This window comes from Streptomyces sp. JN8 (genome assembly GCF_055808075.1).
Genome location: NZ_CM147852.1, coordinates 6,800,148 through 6,818,388, shown reverse-complemented (window position 1 = coordinate 6,818,388; position 18,241 = coordinate 6,800,148). Strand labels below are relative to the sequence as shown.

Annotated in this window: 15 protein-coding genes; 5 read left to right on the top strand and 10 right to left on the bottom strand. The window is 76.5% G+C overall.

The window, feature by feature from the left end; genetic code table 11:
* Positions 1–37: 37 nt before the first annotated feature.
* The 4 genes from ACY0MR_RS30145 to ACY0MR_RS30130 form a co-directional block, all read right to left on the bottom strand.
* Positions 38–952 carry a hypothetical protein gene (locus tag ACY0MR_RS30145; RefSeq protein WP_404084255.1) on the bottom strand — a complete coding sequence of 305 codons (915 nt, stop codon included), beginning with the start codon at positions 950–952 and terminating at the stop codon, positions 38–40.
* A complete protein-coding gene (locus ACY0MR_RS30140) occupies positions 949–1,788 on the bottom strand; it encodes a hypothetical protein (RefSeq protein ID WP_473556415.1) in 840 nt (279 codons plus the stop codon). The genes ACY0MR_RS30145 and ACY0MR_RS30140 overlap by 4 nt, the downstream gene beginning before the upstream one ends.
* Positions 1,785–3,329 carry a hypothetical protein gene (locus ACY0MR_RS30135; RefSeq protein WP_361862487.1) on the bottom strand — a complete coding sequence of 515 codons (1,545 nt, stop codon included), beginning with the start codon at positions 3,327–3,329 and terminating at the stop codon, positions 1,785–1,787. The genes ACY0MR_RS30140 and ACY0MR_RS30135 overlap by 4 nt, the downstream gene beginning before the upstream one ends.
* Before the next feature lie 237 nt (positions 3,330–3,566).
* A complete protein-coding gene (locus ACY0MR_RS30130; protein WP_388806315.1) occupies positions 3,567–4,277 on the bottom strand; it encodes a GntR family transcriptional regulator in 711 nt (236 codons plus the stop codon).
* Positions 4,278–4,374: 97 nt separating this feature from the next.
* Here ACY0MR_RS30130 and ACY0MR_RS30125 point away from each other — a divergent pair, with 97 nt between their 5' ends.
* From ACY0MR_RS30125 to ACY0MR_RS30115, 3 genes are read left to right on the top strand one after another with little or no spacing between them, the layout of a single operon-like run.
* Complete coding sequence (locus ACY0MR_RS30125) at positions 4,375–5,163, top strand: LamB/YcsF family protein (RefSeq protein ID WP_388806317.1); 789 nt, start codon at positions 4,375–4,377, stop codon at positions 5,161–5,163.
* Positions 5,160–5,810, top strand: a complete 651-nt coding sequence (pxpB, locus tag ACY0MR_RS30120) for a 5-oxoprolinase subunit PxpB (protein WP_473556411.1) — start codon at positions 5,160–5,162, stop codon at positions 5,808–5,810. Before ACY0MR_RS30125 ends, pxpB begins: the two co-directional genes overlap by 4 nt.
* Positions 5,807–6,682 carry a 5-oxoprolinase subunit C family protein gene (locus tag ACY0MR_RS30115; protein WP_473556409.1) on the top strand — a complete coding sequence of 292 codons (876 nt, stop codon included), beginning with the start codon at positions 5,807–5,809 and terminating at the stop codon, positions 6,680–6,682. The genes pxpB and ACY0MR_RS30115 overlap by 4 nt, the downstream gene beginning before the upstream one ends.
* A 52-nt stretch (positions 6,683–6,734) precedes the next feature.
* On the opposite strand, the gene ACY0MR_RS30110 is transcribed toward ACY0MR_RS30115, so the two are convergent.
* The 6 genes from ACY0MR_RS30110 to ACY0MR_RS30085 form a co-directional block, all read right to left on the bottom strand.
* Positions 6,735–10,370 (bottom strand): hydantoinase B/oxoprolinase family protein, encoded by a 3,636-nt coding sequence (locus ACY0MR_RS30110; protein ID WP_473556406.1) that lies wholly within the window; start codon positions 10,368–10,370, stop codon positions 6,735–6,737.
* Entirely contained in the window at positions 10,367–10,753 is a 387-nt protein-coding gene (locus tag ACY0MR_RS30105; RefSeq protein WP_473556403.1) for a hypothetical protein, read from the bottom strand. The genes ACY0MR_RS30110 and ACY0MR_RS30105 overlap by 4 nt, the downstream gene beginning before the upstream one ends.
* The gene (locus ACY0MR_RS30100) at positions 10,750–12,138 is read right to left on the bottom strand and encodes a glycosyltransferase (protein WP_473556401.1); all 1,389 of its coding nucleotides are present in this window, start codon (positions 12,136–12,138) and stop codon (positions 10,750–10,752) included. The genes ACY0MR_RS30105 and ACY0MR_RS30100 overlap by 4 nt, the downstream gene beginning before the upstream one ends.
* Positions 12,135–13,256, bottom strand: coding sequence for a glycosyltransferase family 4 protein (locus tag ACY0MR_RS30095; RefSeq protein ID WP_473556399.1), 1,122 nt, complete (start codon positions 13,254–13,256; stop codon positions 12,135–12,137). The genes ACY0MR_RS30100 and ACY0MR_RS30095 overlap by 4 nt, the downstream gene beginning before the upstream one ends.
* Positions 13,257–13,954: 698 nt before the next feature.
* Positions 13,955–15,370 carry a HEAT repeat domain-containing protein gene (locus ACY0MR_RS30090; protein ID WP_392865516.1) on the bottom strand — a complete coding sequence of 472 codons (1,416 nt, stop codon included), beginning with the start codon at positions 15,368–15,370 and terminating at the stop codon, positions 13,955–13,957.
* A gap of 256 nt (positions 15,371–15,626) precedes the next feature.
* Positions 15,627–16,019, bottom strand: a complete 393-nt coding sequence (locus ACY0MR_RS30085) for an ankyrin repeat domain-containing protein (protein WP_361862654.1) — start codon at positions 16,017–16,019, stop codon at positions 15,627–15,629.
* Between the two features lie 308 nt (positions 16,020–16,327).
* Here ACY0MR_RS30085 and ACY0MR_RS30080 point away from each other — a divergent pair, with 308 nt between their 5' ends.
* Both ACY0MR_RS30080 and ACY0MR_RS30075 read left to right on the top strand, forming a co-directional pair.
* Positions 16,328–16,522: a hypothetical protein gene (locus tag ACY0MR_RS30080; protein ID WP_015032212.1), complete on the top strand. Its 195-nt coding sequence runs from the start codon at positions 16,328–16,330 to the stop codon at positions 16,520–16,522.
* A 37-nt stretch (positions 16,523–16,559) separates the two neighbouring features.
* Positions 16,560–18,185 carry a hypothetical protein gene (locus ACY0MR_RS30075; RefSeq protein ID WP_473556395.1) on the top strand — a complete coding sequence of 542 codons (1,626 nt, stop codon included), beginning with the start codon at positions 16,560–16,562 and terminating at the stop codon, positions 18,183–18,185.
* Positions 18,186–18,241 lie beyond the last annotated feature (56 nt).

Below are 18,241 nucleotides of genomic sequence, written 5' to 3'. Positions count from 1 at the left end.
GGGGGGTGCGCGCGGGCGGCGGGGCCGCGGGGCGCCGTCACGCGCGCGGTGGCGCGTGGAAGGGCAGGCCCGCGTCGGCCGCGATCTCCAGGTCGTCGCCCTGCGGCGGCGGCAGGAGGGTCGCGGAGCCGTCGCTGACCGGGACGACCCCGAGGTCGAGGAGCTCCGCCATGGCGGCCGATCCGGCCATGTCGCGGACCTGGAGCTGGTAGCGGGCGGTGGTGCGGTAGGAGCCGCCGCCCTCGTCGCCGGTGCGCTGGAGGAAGCCGGAGTCGGTGAGGAAGGCGGCGGCCTTGCCGACGATGCCGGTGGTGGATCCGGCCAGGCGGCGGGCGTCCTTCGTGGCGCCGGTGGCGCTGCGGCGGGCGTAGATCCGCCAGGCGGCCTCCAGGCCGGGGGCGTCGGACGCCGGGTCGGTGTTCTCGCCCTGCTCCTCGGCGCGCTGCTCCAGCCGGTGGCACGCCTGGCGGACGAACGCGTCCACGCCGTTGACGGTGAGCCGGCCGATGTACGCGTCGTCCGCGAGGTCCTCGGGCCGGGGGAAGGCCATGGCGGCGACGGCGAGGTGGGCCAGGCCGTGCAGGAAGCGGTCGGCGGAGTCGGTGGAGGCGCGGCGCGCGTAGTCGCCCATGCGGACGGCGAAGACGGAGTCCTCGTCGGCGGTGACGGCCATCCCCGCGCGCGGGGAGACCTCCAGGACGATCAGGCCGAGGCCGGTCGCGACGGCGTCCGCGAGCCGCGCGAAGGCGGGGTCCTCGCGGTAGCGGCGGAGCAGCTCGGCGTACTCCGCGTCGCGGGCGGGGAGCAGCTTGGGCTGGAGGCCGAAGGAGACGAGTCGGGCCGCGTCGGAGGCGTCGGCGGGGGTGACGGCTCCGCCCGTGGGGGCGGCCGGGGGCTGCGGGGGCTCCTGCTCGCCCCACGCGTCGGCGTACTCGGCGTGGGTTTCGCTCACGGCTGGGGCTCCTCGGTACGGCTCTCGGTCGGTGGGGGGACTGCGGGGGCGGTGGGGCGGGGTACGGGCAGCGGGACCGGGGTGACCGCCGCCGGGCGCTCTCCGGCGCCGGGGTGGGCGGCGGGTGCGCTCCCGGGGTCCGCGAGGCGTACGGGACGCACGGACGGGGTGCCGGTGCGCCGGTCGGGCGTCGCGCGGGCCGGCGGGGGCACCGCCACGACGCCGAACCGGGGCGGTCTGCCGGGCGTGCTCGGGGTCGGGCCGTCCGTCCCGGTCCGCCCCGGAGCCGGCGCGTCGACCCGGACGGGGCTCAGTCGCGGGCCGGGAGCGGGGGCGTCCGGCTCGCGGGGCTCCGGCGCGGTCCCGGACTCCGGCGCCGGCCGCGGCTCGCCCGCCGGCTCGGGCTCCTGGTCCTGATCCGGCCCGGCCTCCGGCTCCCGCGCCTGCGTCGGCCCGGCCTCGGGCTCCCCGTCCTGCGTCGGCTCCGGTCCGGCCGCGCGGGGCGGCGGTACCGGCAGGCCGGGCGCGGCGGGCGGGGTGTGCGCGTCGCGGGCCTCCGGGAGACGGGAGGCGGCGGCGTCCAGCACGGCGCAGTCGACGACGGCGGCGTTCGCGGCGGCGTTCGCCGCGTCGGCACCGGCTGCGGCACCGTCCAGGGGCGCGGCGTCCACGACGACGGCGCTCACGACGGCGGCGTCCGGGGCGGCGACGTCAGCGGCAGCGGCACCCACCACGACGGCGGCGTCCCCCACCGTGCGGTCCACGGGGGCGGCTTTCCCGGCGGCCTTCTCCTCGGAGCTGAGGACGGCCGTCGGGACGGGCGGGACGAGGGTCACGAGGCCTCCGTGCGGCCGGCGGCCATGCCCGCGGCGTCGAGCAGGGCCGTACCGACGACGAGGTCGGCGCCGCCGAACTCGGGGTCGTCGAGCGGGGTCCCGTCGTCGACGGCGAAGAGCAGGCGCTCCTCGCCCTGGCGGTAGGCGGTGCCGACCGGGGGGCTCGCCGCGTGGACCGCGAGGAGGGCCACCAGGTACGGCAGGTCGGCGTCGAGCTCGCGGGCCTCGGCCAGCAGACCGGAGAGGCGCCGGGGCGCGTCGTGCTCCAGGTCGAGCAGGCGCATGGCGTTCGCGAGCTGCTCCTCGCTGAAGCGGGAGTCGTCCGGGGTGGCGATGAGGTCGGGCTCGGGCATCTCGGCGCCGAGGTGCTCGCGCTCCACGGGCGGGGTCAGCAGCAGGTCGACCAGGTCGCCGAGGCGGACCGAGGCCGGGGTCCGCAGACCGGTGCCGCGGGCGAAGAACGCGTCGGTGACCCGGGCGGCCTGCTCGACGGGGAGCGGCAGGGTCGGCGCCACCAGCTGCCCGTACAGGTCGAGGCCGGTGTACGACGTGGGCGCGGCGAAGGCCTGCCTGTCCTGCTCGGCGCGGAAGAGGGGCCCGGCGTCCAGGAGGCGGGACTGGAGCTGGGTGTGGCGCCGGATGCAGTCCTTCACTATGTCCACGAGCTCGGCGGCGCGCCGCTTGTGCTCGGCCGTCTTCGCGTCGGACGCGGCCTCGGCCTCGTCGCGGGCCTTGCGGATGTTGGTGAGGATCGCGTTCTCGTGGCGGTAGCGGTCGGCGACGTGGTCGAGCGCCTCGGCGATCATGTCCGGCACGGTCTGGAGCCAGTCCACCGCGCGGACGTTGCGCCGGGTGGCCTCCAGGGTCTTGCGGAGCGTCTCGGCGTACTGGACGGTCCGGTACCGGGCCTGCTCGGCGGCGAGCTGGGCGTCGGCGAGGCGGCCCCGGTTGATGAGGACCTCCAGCTTCACCTCGGCGGCGATCTGGGCGCTGGTGACGTCGGTGTCGAGCGCGCCGACCAGGACGTTGACCGCCTCGTCGGTGGTCCGGAGGTAGACGCCGCCGCCGTATCCCGGGACCTCCTCGATGAGCTTGAAGTCGTAGTCCCTGCGGACGTAGACGCCGTCGGTGCCGAAGGTGCCGTAGACGGCGCGGAAGCCGCGGTCGACGCTGCCGACGTTGATCAGGTTCTCCAGGACCCAGCGGGCCACGCGCTCGTGCTCGGCGGCGGGGCGGTCGGGGGCCTGGGCGGCGACGCGGGGCAGCAACCGGGCGACGATCTGCTCGTGGTCGGCGCCGGTGTCGAAGTCCATGTTCAGCGTGATGAGGTCGATGGCCGAGAGGGCCACCTCCGCCATCGCGTAGACCGTGTACTCCCCCGCCAGGTTCGCCTTGCGGGCGTCCAGGTCGTGCAGCGGGGCGGTGCACGCGAGCGCGCGGAGGCGCCGCGCGAGCCCTTCGTCGGCGGCCGGGCCCTGCGCGGGCCGCGGCCCCGCGCTGAGCTGGGGCGGAGCGAGGTCCGTCGAGGCAGGCGAAGTCACGGTGGACAGATTAGGTCCTCGAACTGACAACGGTCGAAACGGCGCAGATGCGACCGGCCTCTCCCGGGGGCCACGGGCGGTCGGTCCGCCGGGCCCCGGGCGGTCGGCTCGACGGACCCGGGCAGGTCGGCACGGCGCCCCCGGGAGCCCGGACCGGCGGCTTCGGGGGCGGCCGGTACGACGCCCCCGGCCGGCCGGTACGACGCCCCGGGGCGGTCGGGCCGGCGGCTCCGACGGTCAGTCCCGCGGGGCCTTCGGGGCGTCGACGGCCCGGGCGTACGCGGCGGCGACCCGGTCGCGGGAGTCGTCGAGGTAGCGGGCGAGGAGCCGCTCGGCCGCCGTGCGGTCCCCGGCGCGCAGGGCGTCCAGGATCTCGCGGTTCCGCGCCAGGAACGGCTCGTGCAGGGAGCGCGGGTCGTCGACCACGTGGAACGCGAGGCGGAGCTCGGCGAGGACGCCCCGCATCAGCTCGTCGGTGCGGGCGCTGCCCGCCAGGGCGACGAGTGCGCGGTGGAAGCGGATGTTGGCCGTGGCGGCGCCGGGCCAGTCGCCCGCGAGCGCGGCGCGTTCGCCGTCCGCGACGGCGGCGGAGAGGGCGCCGAGGGCGTACGGGGGCCGGCCGAGGCCGCGGACGACGGCGCACTCGACGAGGCGGCGGGTCCGGTGGATGTCGTCCACGTCGTCGACCGCGAGGACCCGGACGAAGACGCCCCGGTTGAGCTCGTGGACGAGCAGACGCTCGTGGGAGAGGAGCCGGAAGGCCTCCCTGAGGGTGTTGCGGGACACGCCGAGCGCGCCCGCGATGCCCTCCTCGGAGAGCCGGGTGCCGGGCGGGAAGTACCCCTCGGCCACCCGGTTGCGCAGGATGTCCGCGACCCGCTCCGCCGTGCTGGTGCGGCCGAGCAGCGCACGATCGTCGGTGAGGTCCCCGGCTTCGCTCGCGGTCACGGCGCTCCTTGTCGGATCGTTCAACAATCCTCTACCTTGACGGCATCGTACGGTCCCCGTGCCGCGCCCCGGCACTCCCCTCTGCTGCGAGGTGCAGATGCGCACGCCCCCGGACCAGAGCCCGGCCGAGGCCCTGATCGACCTCAACGCCGATCTCGGCGAGGGCTTCGGACGCTGGACGCTCACCGACGACGAGCAGCTCCTGTCCGTGGTGACGAGTGCGAACGTCGCGTGCGGTTTCCACGCCGGGGACGCGGCGACCATGCGGCGGGTCTGCGAGCTCGCCGCCGCGCGCGGGGTGCGGATCGGGGCCCAGGTCTCGTACCGGGACCTGGCGGGTTTCGGACGGCGCTCGATGGACGTGCCGGCGGCGGAGCTGGCCGCCGAGGTCGCGTACCAGATCGGCGCCCTCCAGGTCTTCGCACGCGCGGCGGGCGCGCGCGTGGCGTACGTGAAGCCGCACGGCGCGCTCTACAACCGGGTGGTCCGGGACGAGGAGCAGGCGGCGGCGGTGGTCGAGGGCGTGCTGCTCGCGGACCGCACCCTGCCGGTCCTGGGGCTGCCCGGGTCGCGGCTGCACGAGGCCGCGTCGGAGGCCGGACTGCCGGTCGTGACCGAGGCCTTCGGGGACCGGGCCTACCGGGCCGACGGCACGCTGGTGCCGCGCGGGCGGGCGGGGGCGGTCGTCAGCGATCCGGACGCCGTGGTGGAGCGTTCGGTGGCCCTGGCCCGGTTCGGCGTGGTCACCGCGGACTGCGGCGGCTCCGTCGCGGTCCGGGCCCGGTCGCTGTGCCTGCACGGCGACACCCCGGGCGCGGTGGACCTCGCCCGGCGGGTGCGGGAGCGGCTGACGGAGGCCGGTGTGCGGGTGGAGGCCTTCGCATGAGCGCGGCCGCCCCGCGCGTGTTGCGCGTGGGCGAGCGGGCCCTGCTGGTGGAGCTCGCCGGGGGCGAGGAGACGGAGGCCTTCCACGCCGAGCTGCTGCGGCGGCGGGCGGCCGGTGCGCTGCCCCCCGTCTGCGAGATCGTGCCGGCGGCGCGCACGGTGCTGCTCGACGGGGTGGCGGAGCCGGACCGGCTCGCGGCCGAGCTGGAGGGCTGGGAGGTGGCGCCGCTCCCCGCGCGCGTGGGCGGGGCGGTGGAGCTGCCGGTCCGCTACGGCGGACCCGACCTCGCGGAGGTCGCCGCGCTGTGGGGCGTGTCGGTCGAGGCGGCGGTACGGATCCACACGGCGACCGAGTTCCGGGTCGCGTTCTGCGGCTTCGCCCCGGGCTTCGGCTATCTGACGGGGCTCGGCGAGCGGTACGCGGTGCCGCGGCGGGCCACGCCGCGCACGCACGTCCCGGCGGGCTCGGTCGCGCTGGCGGGTCCGTACACGGGCGTGTACCCGCGCTCCTCCCCCGGCGGCTGGCAGCTGATCGGCACGACCGCCGCGGTCCTCTGGGACACCGCGCGGGAGCCGGCCGCGCTGCTGACCCCCGGCACGCGGGTCCGCTTCACCGCGGACGACGCCCCGGCAGGGGTCGGACGATGACCGACCGGGCCGTCGTCGTGGTCCGGGCCGGTGCCCTGACCACCGTGCAGGACCTGGGGCGTCTCGGCCACGCGCATCTCGGGGTGCCCCGCTCGGGCGCCCTCGACCCGGCGGCCGCCCGCCTCGTCAACCGGCTCGTCGGCAACCCGGAGGCCGCGGCCGTCCTGGAGACCACCGTCGACGGCTGCGCCCTGCGCCCCCGGTGCGCGGTCACGGTGGCGGTGGGCGGCGCGCCCTGCCCGGTACGGGTGGACGGGCGTCCGGCCGCCTGGGGCAGGGCGGTGCGCGTCCCCGCCGGGTCGGTCCTGGAGGTCGGCGCGGCCACGCACGGGCTGCGCGCGTACGTGGCGTTCGGCGGCGGGGTCGATGTCGAACCGGTCCTCGGGAGCCGCTCCACCGACCTGCTGTCCGGGCTCGGTCCGGCGCCGCTGACGGAGGAGACCGTCCTGCCCCTGGGGCCGGACGCGGCGGCGCGCTCGGCGGAACGCGGTGCGGCCGACGCGCCCCCGTGGCCCGGCCCGCCCCGGGAGCTGGTCCTGCGGGTCCGGCTCGGGCCGCGCGAGGACTGGTTCACGGCGGCGGCGCTGCGCACCCTGACCACGCGCGCGTACCGCGTGTCCCCCACCGGCAACCGCATCGGCCTTCGCCTCGACGGACCCGCCCTGGAACGGGCCCGCCACGACGAGCCGGCCAGCGAGGGCATGGTCCTGGGCGCGGTCCAGGTGCCGCCCGACGGGCGGCCCGTGGTGTTCCTCGCCGACCACCCGACGACCGGGGGCTATCCGGTGGTCGGGGTGGTGCGGGAGGCGGACCTGGGCGCGGCGGCGCAGGCCGTGCCGGGGACTCCGGTCCGGTTCGTACGGGTGCGCTGAGGGCGCCCGGCCGCCGCGGCGGGGTCCGGGCCGGTTGGAGCCGCCCGGGCCGTCACTCCTCCTCGGGCGGCGGGCCGTAGCCGCCGCCTCCGGGTGTGCGGAGGACGAGGACGTCGTCGGGCCCCACCTCGGTTGTGGCCGCGCCGCCGAGGTGCTCGACGGTCCCGTCCGCGCGTTCCACCAGGTTCTCGCCGAGGGCTCCCGGTTCGCCGCCCGCCATGCCGTACGGGGGGACCCTGCGGTGTCCGGTGAGGAGGGCCACCGTCATCGGCTCCAGGAACCGGATGCGGCGCTCCACCCCGTGGCCGCCCCGCCAGCGGCCGCGGCCGCCGCCGTCCTCCCGTACCGCGAAGGCGTCGACCCTGACCGGGTGGCGCCACTCCAGGACCTCGGGGTCGGTGAGCCGGGAGTTGGTCATGTGGGTCTGGACGGCGTCGGCGCCGTCGAATCCGTCGCCGGCGCCGGAGCCGCTCGCGACCGTCTCGTAGTACTGGGTGCGCGCGTTGCCGAAGGTGACGTTGTTCATGGTTCCGGAGCCCTCGGCCTGGACGCCCAGGGCGGCGTACAGCGCTCCCGTGACGGCCTGGGAGGTCTCGACGTTGCCCGCGACGGTGGCCGCGGGCGGTTCGGGGGCGAGCATGGAGCGGGGCGGGACGCGGACCTCCAGGGGCTCCAGGCAGCCGCTGTTGAGCGGGATGTCCTCGTCGACGAGGGTCCGGAAGACGTAGAGGACGGCGGCCAGGACGACGGCCGTGGGCGCGTTGGCGTTCCCGGGCAGCTGCGGGGAGGTGCCGGTGAAGTCGAGGACGGCGGAGCGCCGTTCGCGGTCGACGCGGACGGCGACCCGGATGACCGCGCCGTCGTCGGTCTCGTAGCGGTACGCGCCGTCGTCGAGGCGGGCGACGATGCGGCGCACGGACTCCTCGGCGTTGGCGCGGACGTGCCGCATGTAGGCCTGGACGACGTCGAGGCCGAACTCGTCGACGGCCCGGCGGAGTTCCTCGATTCCCTTCTCGTTGGCGGCGATCTGGGCGCGGAGGTCGGCGAGGTTGGTGTCCGGATCGCGGGAGGGGTGGGCGGCGCCGGTCAGCAGGGCCCGGGTCTCCGCCTCGCGCAGGTGTCCGTCCCGCACGAGCAGCCAGTTGTCGAAGAGGACGCCCTCCTCGTCGACGGTCCGGCTGAAGGCGGGCATGGAGCCGGGGGTGATGCCGCCGATCTCGGCGTGGTGGCCGCGGGAGGCGACGAGGAAGCGGAGGTCGGTGCCCGCGTCGTCGAAGACGGGGGTCACGACCGTGACGTCGGGCAGGTGGGTGCCGCCGTGGTACGGGTCGTTGATCGCGTACACGTCGCCGGGGCGCAGGTCGGCGCCGCGGCGCCGCAGGACCTCCTTGATGGACTCGCCCATGGAGCCGAGGTGGACGGGGATGTGGGGTGCGTTGGCGACGAGGTTGCCCGCGGCGTCGAAGAGCGCGCAGGAGAAGTCGAGGCGTTCCTTGATGTTGACGGACTGGGAGGTGTTCTCCAGGCGGACGCCCATCTGTTCGGCGATCGCCATGAAGAGGTTGTTGAAGACCTCCAGGAGGACGGGGTCGACGTCGGTGCCTGCGGCCACGCGCGCGGGGCGGGGGGCGACGCGGCGCAGGAGGAGGTGGCCGGTGCCGGTCGCCGCGGCCCGCCAGCCGCTGTCGACGACGGTGGTGGCGTCGGGTTCGGTGACGATCGCCGGCCCGTCCACGGTGTCGCCGGGCCGCAGGTCGGCGCGCCGGTGCAGGGCGGCGTCACGGGGTGCTCCGCCGCTGAACATCCGGACGGTGGCGGGCGGGGCCGCGGGCCCGCCCGCGGGGTCGTGCGGGGCGTCTGCGGGGTCGTGCGGGTCGTCCGCGGGGTCGGCGTGGACCGGTCCGTGCGGTCCCGCCCGGCCGACGGCCTCCACCGACACGGCCTCGACGACGAGCGGCCGGTCCAGGGTGAAGGCGTACCGCGTGCGGTGCAGCGCCGTGAACGCGGCCTCCATGGCGTCGGGGGTCGCGAGGTCGACCTGGAGGCTCGCGTCGGTGCCCGCGTAGCGCAGGAGTACGCGTGCGTGGGTCGTGATCGCCTCGTCGGGCAGCCCGTCGGCGCGCAGCTCCGCGCGCGTGCCGTCGGCGAGTTCGGCGCAGAGGGCCGCCACGCGCGCGTGCAGTCCGGGGGTGTCGAGCTCGGCCTCGACGGACCGCTCCCGCATGGCGGTCGCGTCGGCAAGTCCGATGCCGTACGCCGAGAGCACGCCGGCGAGCGGGGGCACGAGCACGGTGTCGACGCCCAGGGCGTCGGCGACGGCGCAGGCGTGCTGGCCGCCCGCGCCGCCGAAGCTGGTCAGCGCGTAGCGGGTGATGTCGTGGCCGCGCTGGACGGAGATCCTCTTGACCGCGTTGGCCATGTTGAGGACGGCGATCTCCAGGAACCCCGCGGCGACCTCCTCGGGGGTGCGGCCGCCGCCGACCGCCTCGGCGAGGGCCGTGAACCGCTCCCGTACGACGTCGGCGTCGAGGGGCAGGTCGCCGCTCTCGCCGAACACGGCGGGGAAGCGGGCGGGCTGGACGCGGCCCAGCATGACGTTGGCGTCGGTGACCGTGAGCGGGCCGCCCCGGCGGTAGCAGGCGGGACCGGGGACGGCGCCCGCGGAGTCGGGGCCGACGCGGTAGCGGCGTCCGTCGAAGTGCAGGACGGAGCCGCCGCCCGCCGCGACGGTGTGGATGCTCATCATCGGCGCCCGCATGCGCACCCCGGCGACCTGGGTGCCGAGTTCCCGCTCGAAGGCGCCCGCGTAGTGCGAGACGTCGGTGGAGGTGCCGCCCATGTCGAGGCCGACGACCCGGTCGTGGCCCGCGAGGGCCGCGGTGCGGGCCATCCCGACGACGCCGCCCGCGGGCCCGGACAGGACGGCGTCCTTGCCCCGGAAGTGCGCGGCCTCGCGCAGTCCGCCGTTGGACTGCATGAACATGAGGCGGATTCCGGCGAGTTCGCGGGCGACCTCGTCGACGTACCGGCGGAGGATCGGCGAGAGGTAGGCGTCGACGACCGTGGTGTCCCCGCGCGGGACGAGCTTGATCAGCGGGCTCACCTCGTGGGAGGCGCTGACCTGTGTGAAGCCCGTGGCGCGCGCGAGGGACGCGACCCGGGCCTCGTGCGCCGGATGGCGGTAGCCGTGCATGAGGACGACCGCGGCCGACCGGAGCCCGTCGCGGTGGGCGGCGGCGAGGGCCTCGGTGACGGCCGGCTCGTCCAGGGGGCGGACGACGCGGCCGTGGGCGTCGACCCGCTCGGGAACCTCGGCCACGCGCGCGTAGACCGCTTCGGGGAGCACGATGCGGCGGTCGAACAGCCGGGGCCGGTTCTGGTACGCGATGCGGAGCGCGTCCCGGAACCCCTCGGTGACGAGGAGGAGCGTCGGCTCGCCGCGCCGCTCCAGGAGGGCGTTGGTGGCGACCGTGGTGCCCATCTTGACGACGGCGATCCGGTCGGCCGGTACGGGCTCGCCGGGCCGGAGGCCGAGGACGAGGCGGATTCCGGCCACGGCGGCGTCGTGGTGGCGGGCGGGGTCGTGGGAGAGCACCTTGCGGGTGACGAGCCGGCCGTCGGGCCGGCGGCCCACGACGTCGGTGAAGGTTCCGCCCCGGTCGATCCAGAACTCCCAGCGCCCGTTCATCTCTCCATTGTGGCCGTGAGGGCCGCGGCGAGGGCGGTGTCGGCGCGCGCGTCGAGGGGTGCCGTCCCGGTGCCGTCCGCCCAGTGGCGCAGTTCCACGCCGGCGAGCAGCAGCAGCTGCGGGAGCAGGTCGTGGCTGCGCCGCAGGAGCCATCCGGTGCCCGCCGTGGCGAGCCAGAGCACGGTGTCCGCCCGGCTCGGCGGCGGCTGGGCCGGCTCCGGCGCGGGCGGGACGCCGTGGGCGAGTCCCCGGTCGGCGAGGAGCCGGTGGAAGCCCCGGGCGACGGCCCGGTGGCCGCGCTCGCCGGGGTGGCTCGGGACGACGGCGTCCGCGGCGGCCCGGGCCCGGACGGCGCCCGGGGCGGCCGTCCGGTCCGGGGTCATCGCCGTGCCTCCTCGGGGAGGCGCGCCCCGGCGGCCGGGAGGGCGTCGTGGGCCGCGAGGAAGGCGGTGACGGATCGCTCCCAGGTGAAGGCCTCCGCCCGCGCGCGTGCGGCGCGGCGGCGGGCGTCCTCCGGCGCCGCGAGCAGACCCCGTACGGCGGAGGCGAAGGCCCCGGGGGTGTCCACGGCGGCGGCGCCCGCGGCACCGACGACCTCCGGGAGCGCGGAGGACGCACTGACGACGACCGGCGTCCCGCAGGCGAGGGCCTCCAGGGCGGAGAGCCCGAACGTCTCGGCCGGCCCCGGGGCCAGGCACACGTCGGCCGCCGCCTGGAGGTCCGCCAGGGCGTCCCGGTCGGCGACGTGCCCGAGGAACCGCACCGGGAGCCGGTGCTCCCGCGCCCGCCGTTCCAGAGCGCCCTTCAGCGGCCCATCGCCCGCGACCACCAGCGCGGCCGCCACGCCGGCGCTCCGGAGCTCGGCGAGGGTGTCCAGGGCGGCCCCGGGCCGCTTCTCGACCGAGAGGCGCGAGCAGAGCAGCAGCAGCACCCGCTCCCCGTCCGCGTACCGGTCCCTGAGCAGGGCGCTGCGGCGGCCGGGCCGGCAGCGTTCCAGGTCCACGCCGAGCGGAGCTCGTACGACGTTGCGCGCCCCGATCCGGAGGAACTCCCGCTCCGCCCACGCGGTGGTGCAGACGATCCGGGCGAACGCCCAGGCCGTGCGGCGGTTGAGCCGGTCCGCGGCGCGGGCCGCGACGGGGGCCGGCAGGCCCCAGGTGCGCAGGACGCCGTCCGCGGTCTCGTGGGAGACCATCACCGAGGGCACGCGGGCGCGTCGCGCCCACTCCCCCGTCCACCGCAGGGTCGTGCGGTCGGAGACCTCGATCCGGTCCGGCGCGAGGTCTTCGAGGAGGCGGCGCACCCGGTGCCGGTCGGCGAGGACCCGGTAGCCGCCGGTGCCGGGCAGCACCGGGCCGGGGAGGGTGATGACGCGGCCCTGCGCCATGCGGACGTCGCTCGCGCGCTCCCCCGGGACGACGAGGACCGGTTCGTGACCGGCCTCGCGGTAGCCGCGGCCGAGCCGGTCGAGTGCGGTACGGAGGCCGCCCGACGTGGGGGTGACGAAGTTCGCGAGCCGCACGATGCGGAGCCCGCCGCCGTGCCGACCGCGGACCGGGCCGACGGCACCGGCGGCGTGGACCGGGCCGACGACCCTGCCGTCGTGGACCGGGCGGACCGTCCCGCCGTCGTGCACGGCACCGACCGCCCCGCCGCCGTGAACGGCACCCACCGCCCCGCCGCTGTGAACCGGATCAACACGCGTTTCCCGGTGAACGGGGTCGGCGCAGGACCGCTCCCCGTCCTTCTTGACGTGTTCGACGCTCATGCCGCCACCGCCGTCCGCTCCCGCAGGACCTCGGTGTAGTGCCCGATCAGTTCGTCCCCGAGCGCCTCCCAGGTACGGCCCTCGACGGCGGCGCGCCCGGCCCTGCCGTACGCGGCGCGCCGTGCGGGTGACGCGGCGAGGCAGGCGACGGCCGTGCGCAGGGCCTCCGGGTCCCCCGGAGGCACGAGGACCCCGGTGCGCCCGTGGTCGACCAGGTCGAGCGGCCCCCCGGCCGCCGGGGCGACGACCGGGAGACCGCTCGCCATCGCCTCCTGGACCGTCTGGCAGAAGGTCTCGAACGGGCCGGTGTGGGCGAACACGTCGAACGAGGCGAAGATCCGGGCGAGGTCGTCGCCGGTGCGGCGGCCGAGGAACCGGGCGTCCGGCAGGGCGCCGCGCAGGGCGGGTCCGCTCGGGCCGTCCCCGACGATCACCAGCCGTACGCCGGGGAGGCTCCCTGTTCCGGCGAGGAGGTCGACGCGCTTCTCCGGGGCGAGGCGGCCCACGTAGCCGACGAGGAGCTCGCCGTCCGGGGCGAGCTCCCGGCGCAGGGCGTCGTCGCGCAGCTCCGGGCGGAAGCGGACGGTGTCCACCCCGCGGCCCCAGAGCCGGATGCGGCCGATGCCGTGGGCCGCCAGGTCGCGGGCCGCGGCGGAGGAGGGGGCGAGGGTGCGGTCGGCGGCCCCGTGGACGGTGCGGAGGCGTCGCCAGGCGGCGCTCTCCCCCGTGCCCACGTAGGTGCGGGCGTATCCGGCGAGATCGGTCTGGTAGACGGCGACGGCGGGGATGCCCAGGCGGGCGGCGGCGGTCATGCCGCGCACCCCGAGGACGAACGGTCCGGCGAGGTGCACGAGGTCGGCGCGGTGGGCGGCGATGGCAGCGGCGACGCGGCGGCTGGGCAGGGCGACGCGTACCTGCGGATAGCCGGGGAGCGGGAGCGACGGCACCCGGACGACGGCGCAGGGGGCGTCGGCGTCCGCGGCCGGGTCGGCGACGGCGGGGGCGATGACGAGCGGGGTGTGGCCCCGCCGAACGAGGTGGCGCGCGGTCTGCAGGGCGCAGTGCGCCACACCGTTGACGTCGGGAGGGAAGGATTCGGTGACGATGACGACACGCATACGGGTGTTGTCGTCGCGTTCGGCGTGTCCCCGCCGACGTCGATCTGGACGGGGAGGGAACGTCCCATGAGCGTTTCGCGCGGGCCGCGCGGACGACCAGGGGCCGAGCGTTTCGCGCGGACGGCCGGGGGCCGGCACGACGGAGCCGTCACGGGGAGGGACCACACCGGGGGCCGCACGACGCGGGGCATCACGGCGAGGGGCCGTGCCGGGGACATCCGGGGGGCCGGCACGATCGGGCCGTCGCCGGGAGGGACCACACCGTGGCCGCACGACGCGGTGCATCGCGGCGAGGGGCCGTGCCGGGCGCTCCGGGGGCACGATCGGGCCGTCGCGGGGAGGGATCGCACTGAGGGGCTCGCGCCCTGTGGTCCCTCGCCCTTCACCGCACTCTGCCGCGCCGGAGGCCGGTGGCCCCGGGTCCGCCGCGGGGGCGGGCCGCACCCGTGGAGCCCGCCGCGGACGTACGCGCCCGGCCCGCGGCCGTACATCCCGGCCGAGTCCCTAGGCGGCACCGCCGTCCGTGAGCGGCACCGCCGGCCGTACGTCCCCGAGCCCGGCGTACGTCTCCGTCCCCCACCGGTCGTCCGGGGCGGGGCCTCGCGCGGCGGGTTCTCCGCCGGGGGCCGCGCCGCCCCGGAGCCGGGTGGCGGGGACGACCGGGTCCGGCCGCGGGGCCGGGCGCCGGACGGGCCGGGTCAGACCTGGAGGTCGGGCCCTATGCGGTTGCGTACCGCGGTCTGGACCTCGGCCTCCTCGGCCGGGTCCGCCGCGAGGCGGCGCAATCGCTCGGCGACGCGCACGTCACCGGTCTCGGCGTGCAGGGCCGCCACCTCGCGGGTGGTCTCCTCGCAGTCCCAGAGGCATTCGACGGCGAAGCCGGTCGCGAAGGTGGGGTCGGTGGCCGCGAGGGCGCGGGCCACGCGCCCGCGGAGCTGGGACGAGGCCGTCTCGCGGTAGACGTGGCGCAGCACGGGGGCCGCGCAGGCGATGCCGAGGCGGCCCGCGCCGTCCACGAGGCCGCCGAGCGCGGGCGCGTCGGGGCCTTCCGCCTGGATGGTGCCGCGGAGTGCGCCGAGGACGGAGGGGGAGTCCTGGGCGGTGCCGCGGCAGGCGAGCACATCGGCGGCGGCGGCGCCGAGGGCGTCGGTCCGGCGGACCCACGCGCGGGCGCGGGCGACGGCGTCCTCGCCGCACATGCGGCGGTACGCGGCGATCGCGGCCTCGGCGGCCTCCGCGGAGTCGCCGTCGGCGGCCGCCTCGACGAGGTCGAGGACGGCGGGGTCCCGTGACTCGGCGAGGTGGTGCAGCGCGGCGCCCCGGGCGCCCACGGAGCCGTGGCGGGCGGCGGCGAGCAGTTCGGGCCGGTCCTCGGGGCCCGCGACCGCGGTGAGGCAGCGGGCGGCGGGCCCGTGGAGCACGGCTCCGCGCTCGTAGCCCTCCTGCGCCCAGTCGAGGACGGCGCGGACGCTCCAGCCGGGGCGGGGTCCGGCCGGACGCATCTGGCGCTGCCAGCGGTCGAAGGAGCCCTGTTCCTGGGCGGCCCTGACCCGGGCGCCGACGGCGTCGCGCTGGTCCTCGGCCCACAGGCGCCAGGGCCGGGGCTCGAAGGCGTCGCGGACGACCCCGGCCAGCTCGGCGTCGCCCTCGGCGTCGGCCGGGAAGCGGGCCAGCACCGGGCCGGCGAGGGCGCGGAGGCCGGCGTCGTCGTCGCGGAGCGCCAGCTCGTCCAGGGCCCATGCCCAGTTGGTGCCGGTCGCCGCGTACCGCCTGAGCAGCAGCAGGGCGTCCTGGCGTCCGTAGGACGCGAGGTGCCCGAGGACGGCGAGCGCGAGCCCGGTCCGGGACTCCTCGGTGTCGAGGACGTCCTCGGCGCCGAAGAGGTGCGCCTCGATCTCGTCGAGGCCTCCGTGGAGGTCCAGGTAGAGACGGGCGTAGTAGAGGGAGCGGTTCTCGACCCGCCAGTCGTGGCGGGGATCGGCGAGAACGCAGTGGTTGAGGGCCGCGAGGGCCTCGGCACGTGGCGCGGCGAGCGCGTGCAGGGTGCCGTCGCCGCGGCCCCGCTGCAGCAGGCCGAGCAGGGTGCCGCTCGGCGCTATGACTGGATCGAACATGGGGAGACGCCTCACATCAAGCTGTCGACACGACCGGGGGATACCGGGATGACCCGGGTCGGGCGGTACATCGCCCGTACGCCTAGGCCGTGCGCCGACATGTCGGGCCGCTCGTCGTCCATCGCCTGCCAGTGACCATCTTCCTCAGCCTCTCGTCGGTGGCCCGTTTTGCCGGGCCCGACGTCATGATGACCCACCCATTTCGCCACCGCGACCACATTTACGACGCCGCTCTCACCTGGGGTTCAGCGCCCGTTCACCGGGATCCGAAGAGTTCCAGGAGTTCGGCCTTGCCGAACATCCGCGCGGTGTCGACGGCGGACGGAGTCCCGGCTTCCGGATTCGCGCCGCCGTCGAGGAGGGCGCGGACGACGGCGTCCTCGCCCTTGAAGACGGCTCCGGCGAGCGGGGTCTGGCCGCGGTCGTTGGCGCGGTCGGCGTCGGCGCCGCGCGCGAGGAGCGCGGCGACCGCGGGGGCGTGCCCGTGGTAGGCGGCGAGCATGACGAGGGAGTCGCCCTTGTCGTTGGTGAGGTTCGCCGGGACCCCGGCGTCGACGTAGGCGGCGAGCCCGTCGGCGTCCCCGGTGCGCGCGAGGTCGAAGACCTTGGACGCCAGTTCGATGACCTCGGGGTCCGGAGTCTCGCTCATCGGGTGGGCCCGCCCTTCTCGTGTGTCGACGACGTGCGCACGGCAAGCGCGGCCGTACGAGTGAATCGACAGGGTACTGCCCGTTCAGTGACATGACCGCGCCCGGCCGAGGCAAACATCACGGCAGTCCGGAGTCGGCGGCGCCTCTAGCGCACGCCGGGCATTTCGCCACTCGACAGCTCGTTCGACGTCCGCCGGTCAAGTGAAATCACCGGTTTTTCACCCCAATGCACCTTTAGTCACATAGATACTCGCTGTGAACCTGGAAGGACTGATGGTGACTGTCCCCTCACCCAGGAGAACAACCAATGATCCTGTCCATCTCAGGCGTGGTCCTGCTCGGCATCATCTGCTTCCTGTTCTTCAAGAAGGACGGGATGAAGGCCTCGCACGCCCTCGTCAGCGCGCTGTTCGGCTTCTACCTCGCGGGTACGGCCATCGCCCCGAGCATCACGGCGGGCGGGCAGAGCCTCGCCGGCCTCCTGGGCGGGATCAAGTTCTGACGCCCCTCCGTCCCTTCCACCACCTCAGGAGTACTTCGTGGCCCGGCGACCACTCCCCCGCATTCTGAGCAGCGGCAGCGCACAGATCGCTCGCAGTCGAGAGATCGCGCGCACGGCCGCCGACAGCGCCACCGACGTGCTCCATCCACTGATCACGGTCTCCCGTGGTCTGCGGAAGCTGGCCGCGTCCGCGCGCGCCAGGTGGGCCGCGACCCCCAAGGAACGGCGTGGACCGACGCTGCTCCTGGTCGCGGCCTGCGTCCTGGTCGTCGCCCTGATGCCGTACGGGCCGCTCCTCGCGCTCGTCACGCTCATGGCCGCGGCCGCGTGGAAGGGACGCGTGCGTCCCGTCGTCAGGACCGGCCCCGACGACGACGAGGTCGCACGGCTCAAGGGCCTGTACGAGGCCCTCGTCCCCTACTTCTCCGTCCCCGAGGACCCCGCCCCGCTCTTCACCCACGGAGGCGACTGGAGCGGCGCCCTCTCCGAGTACGCCTTCGACGAGGACGGGCGCCCCACCCGGCTTCGCATCGCCTACCCGCCGTACTTCGCCGACGGCGAGCCCGCCGCACGCGCGCGCATCGAGCAGCTGCTCCACGCCAAGTCCGGCCGCGGCCGCGAGTACCGCTTCGACTGGGACGAGGAGGGCAACCGGCTCGCCATGAGCGTGCTGCCCGCCCTGCCCACCACCATCGCCGCCCAGCGCTTCGTCACCGTGCCGGGCGAGACCGTCCTGGGCTTCACCGACGCGGACGCCGTGCAGCGGACCGTGCCCGTGGTCGCCTCCGACGGCACCGAGGACGCACCGGCCGTCGTCTGGCGCACCGGCCCCCGCTCCACCGAGCCGCACCTGCTCGTGGTCGGCCAGCCGGGCAGCGGCACCACCTCGCTGCTGCGTTCGATCGCCCTCCAGGCCCTCCCCCACGGCGACGTCCTGATCGTCGAGGGCGGCGGCACCGGCGAGTACGCGTGCCTCGCCGGACGCGACGGCGTCCTCGCCGTCGAGTGCGGGCTCGCCGGCGCGCTGACCACCCTGGAGTGGGCGGCGCACGAGACGGAACGGCGGCTGATCGCCGCCAACCGGGCCCGCCAGGCGGGCGGGCCGGTCCCGGAGGACACCCGGCGGCCGCTCTGGATCCTGCTCGACCGGCCGGGCGTCCTGGCCGACCTCGCCGCGGCCGACGGCCGCCCCGACCCGCAGGAACTGCTCCAGGTGCCCCTGCGGCACGGCCGGGCCGCCCAGGTCACCGTGGTGGTCGCCGAGCAGTTCGACAGCACGGACACCCTCACCGAGGCGGTACGGAGCCACACCAGGGCCCGGATCGCGCTCGGCCCCGCCGCCCCCGACCAGATCGCCGCCGTCCTCGGCGCCGAACCGCACACCACCCCGACCCCGCACGTCCCCGCGGGCCGCGGGTACGCCCGCCTCGGCGGCGGACCGGTGCTGCGCCTCCAGGTGCCGGCGACGCCCGACCCGTACGACGAGGAGACGAGCGAGGCGCACCGCCAGGCGGTGCTGGCCCTCCTCCCCGAGCGCCGGGCGGCGGCGACCATGGCGATCGAGAAGATCACCCTGAAGAGCCCCGAACCGGCCCCGGCACCCCGCGCCGAACCGGACCCCGGGCCCGCCCCGCTGCACGCCCCCGTCCCCGCGGAGGGCTGAGCGGCGCCACGCGCGCGTGAGGAGGCCGGTACGGACCCCGTCCGTACCGGCCTCCT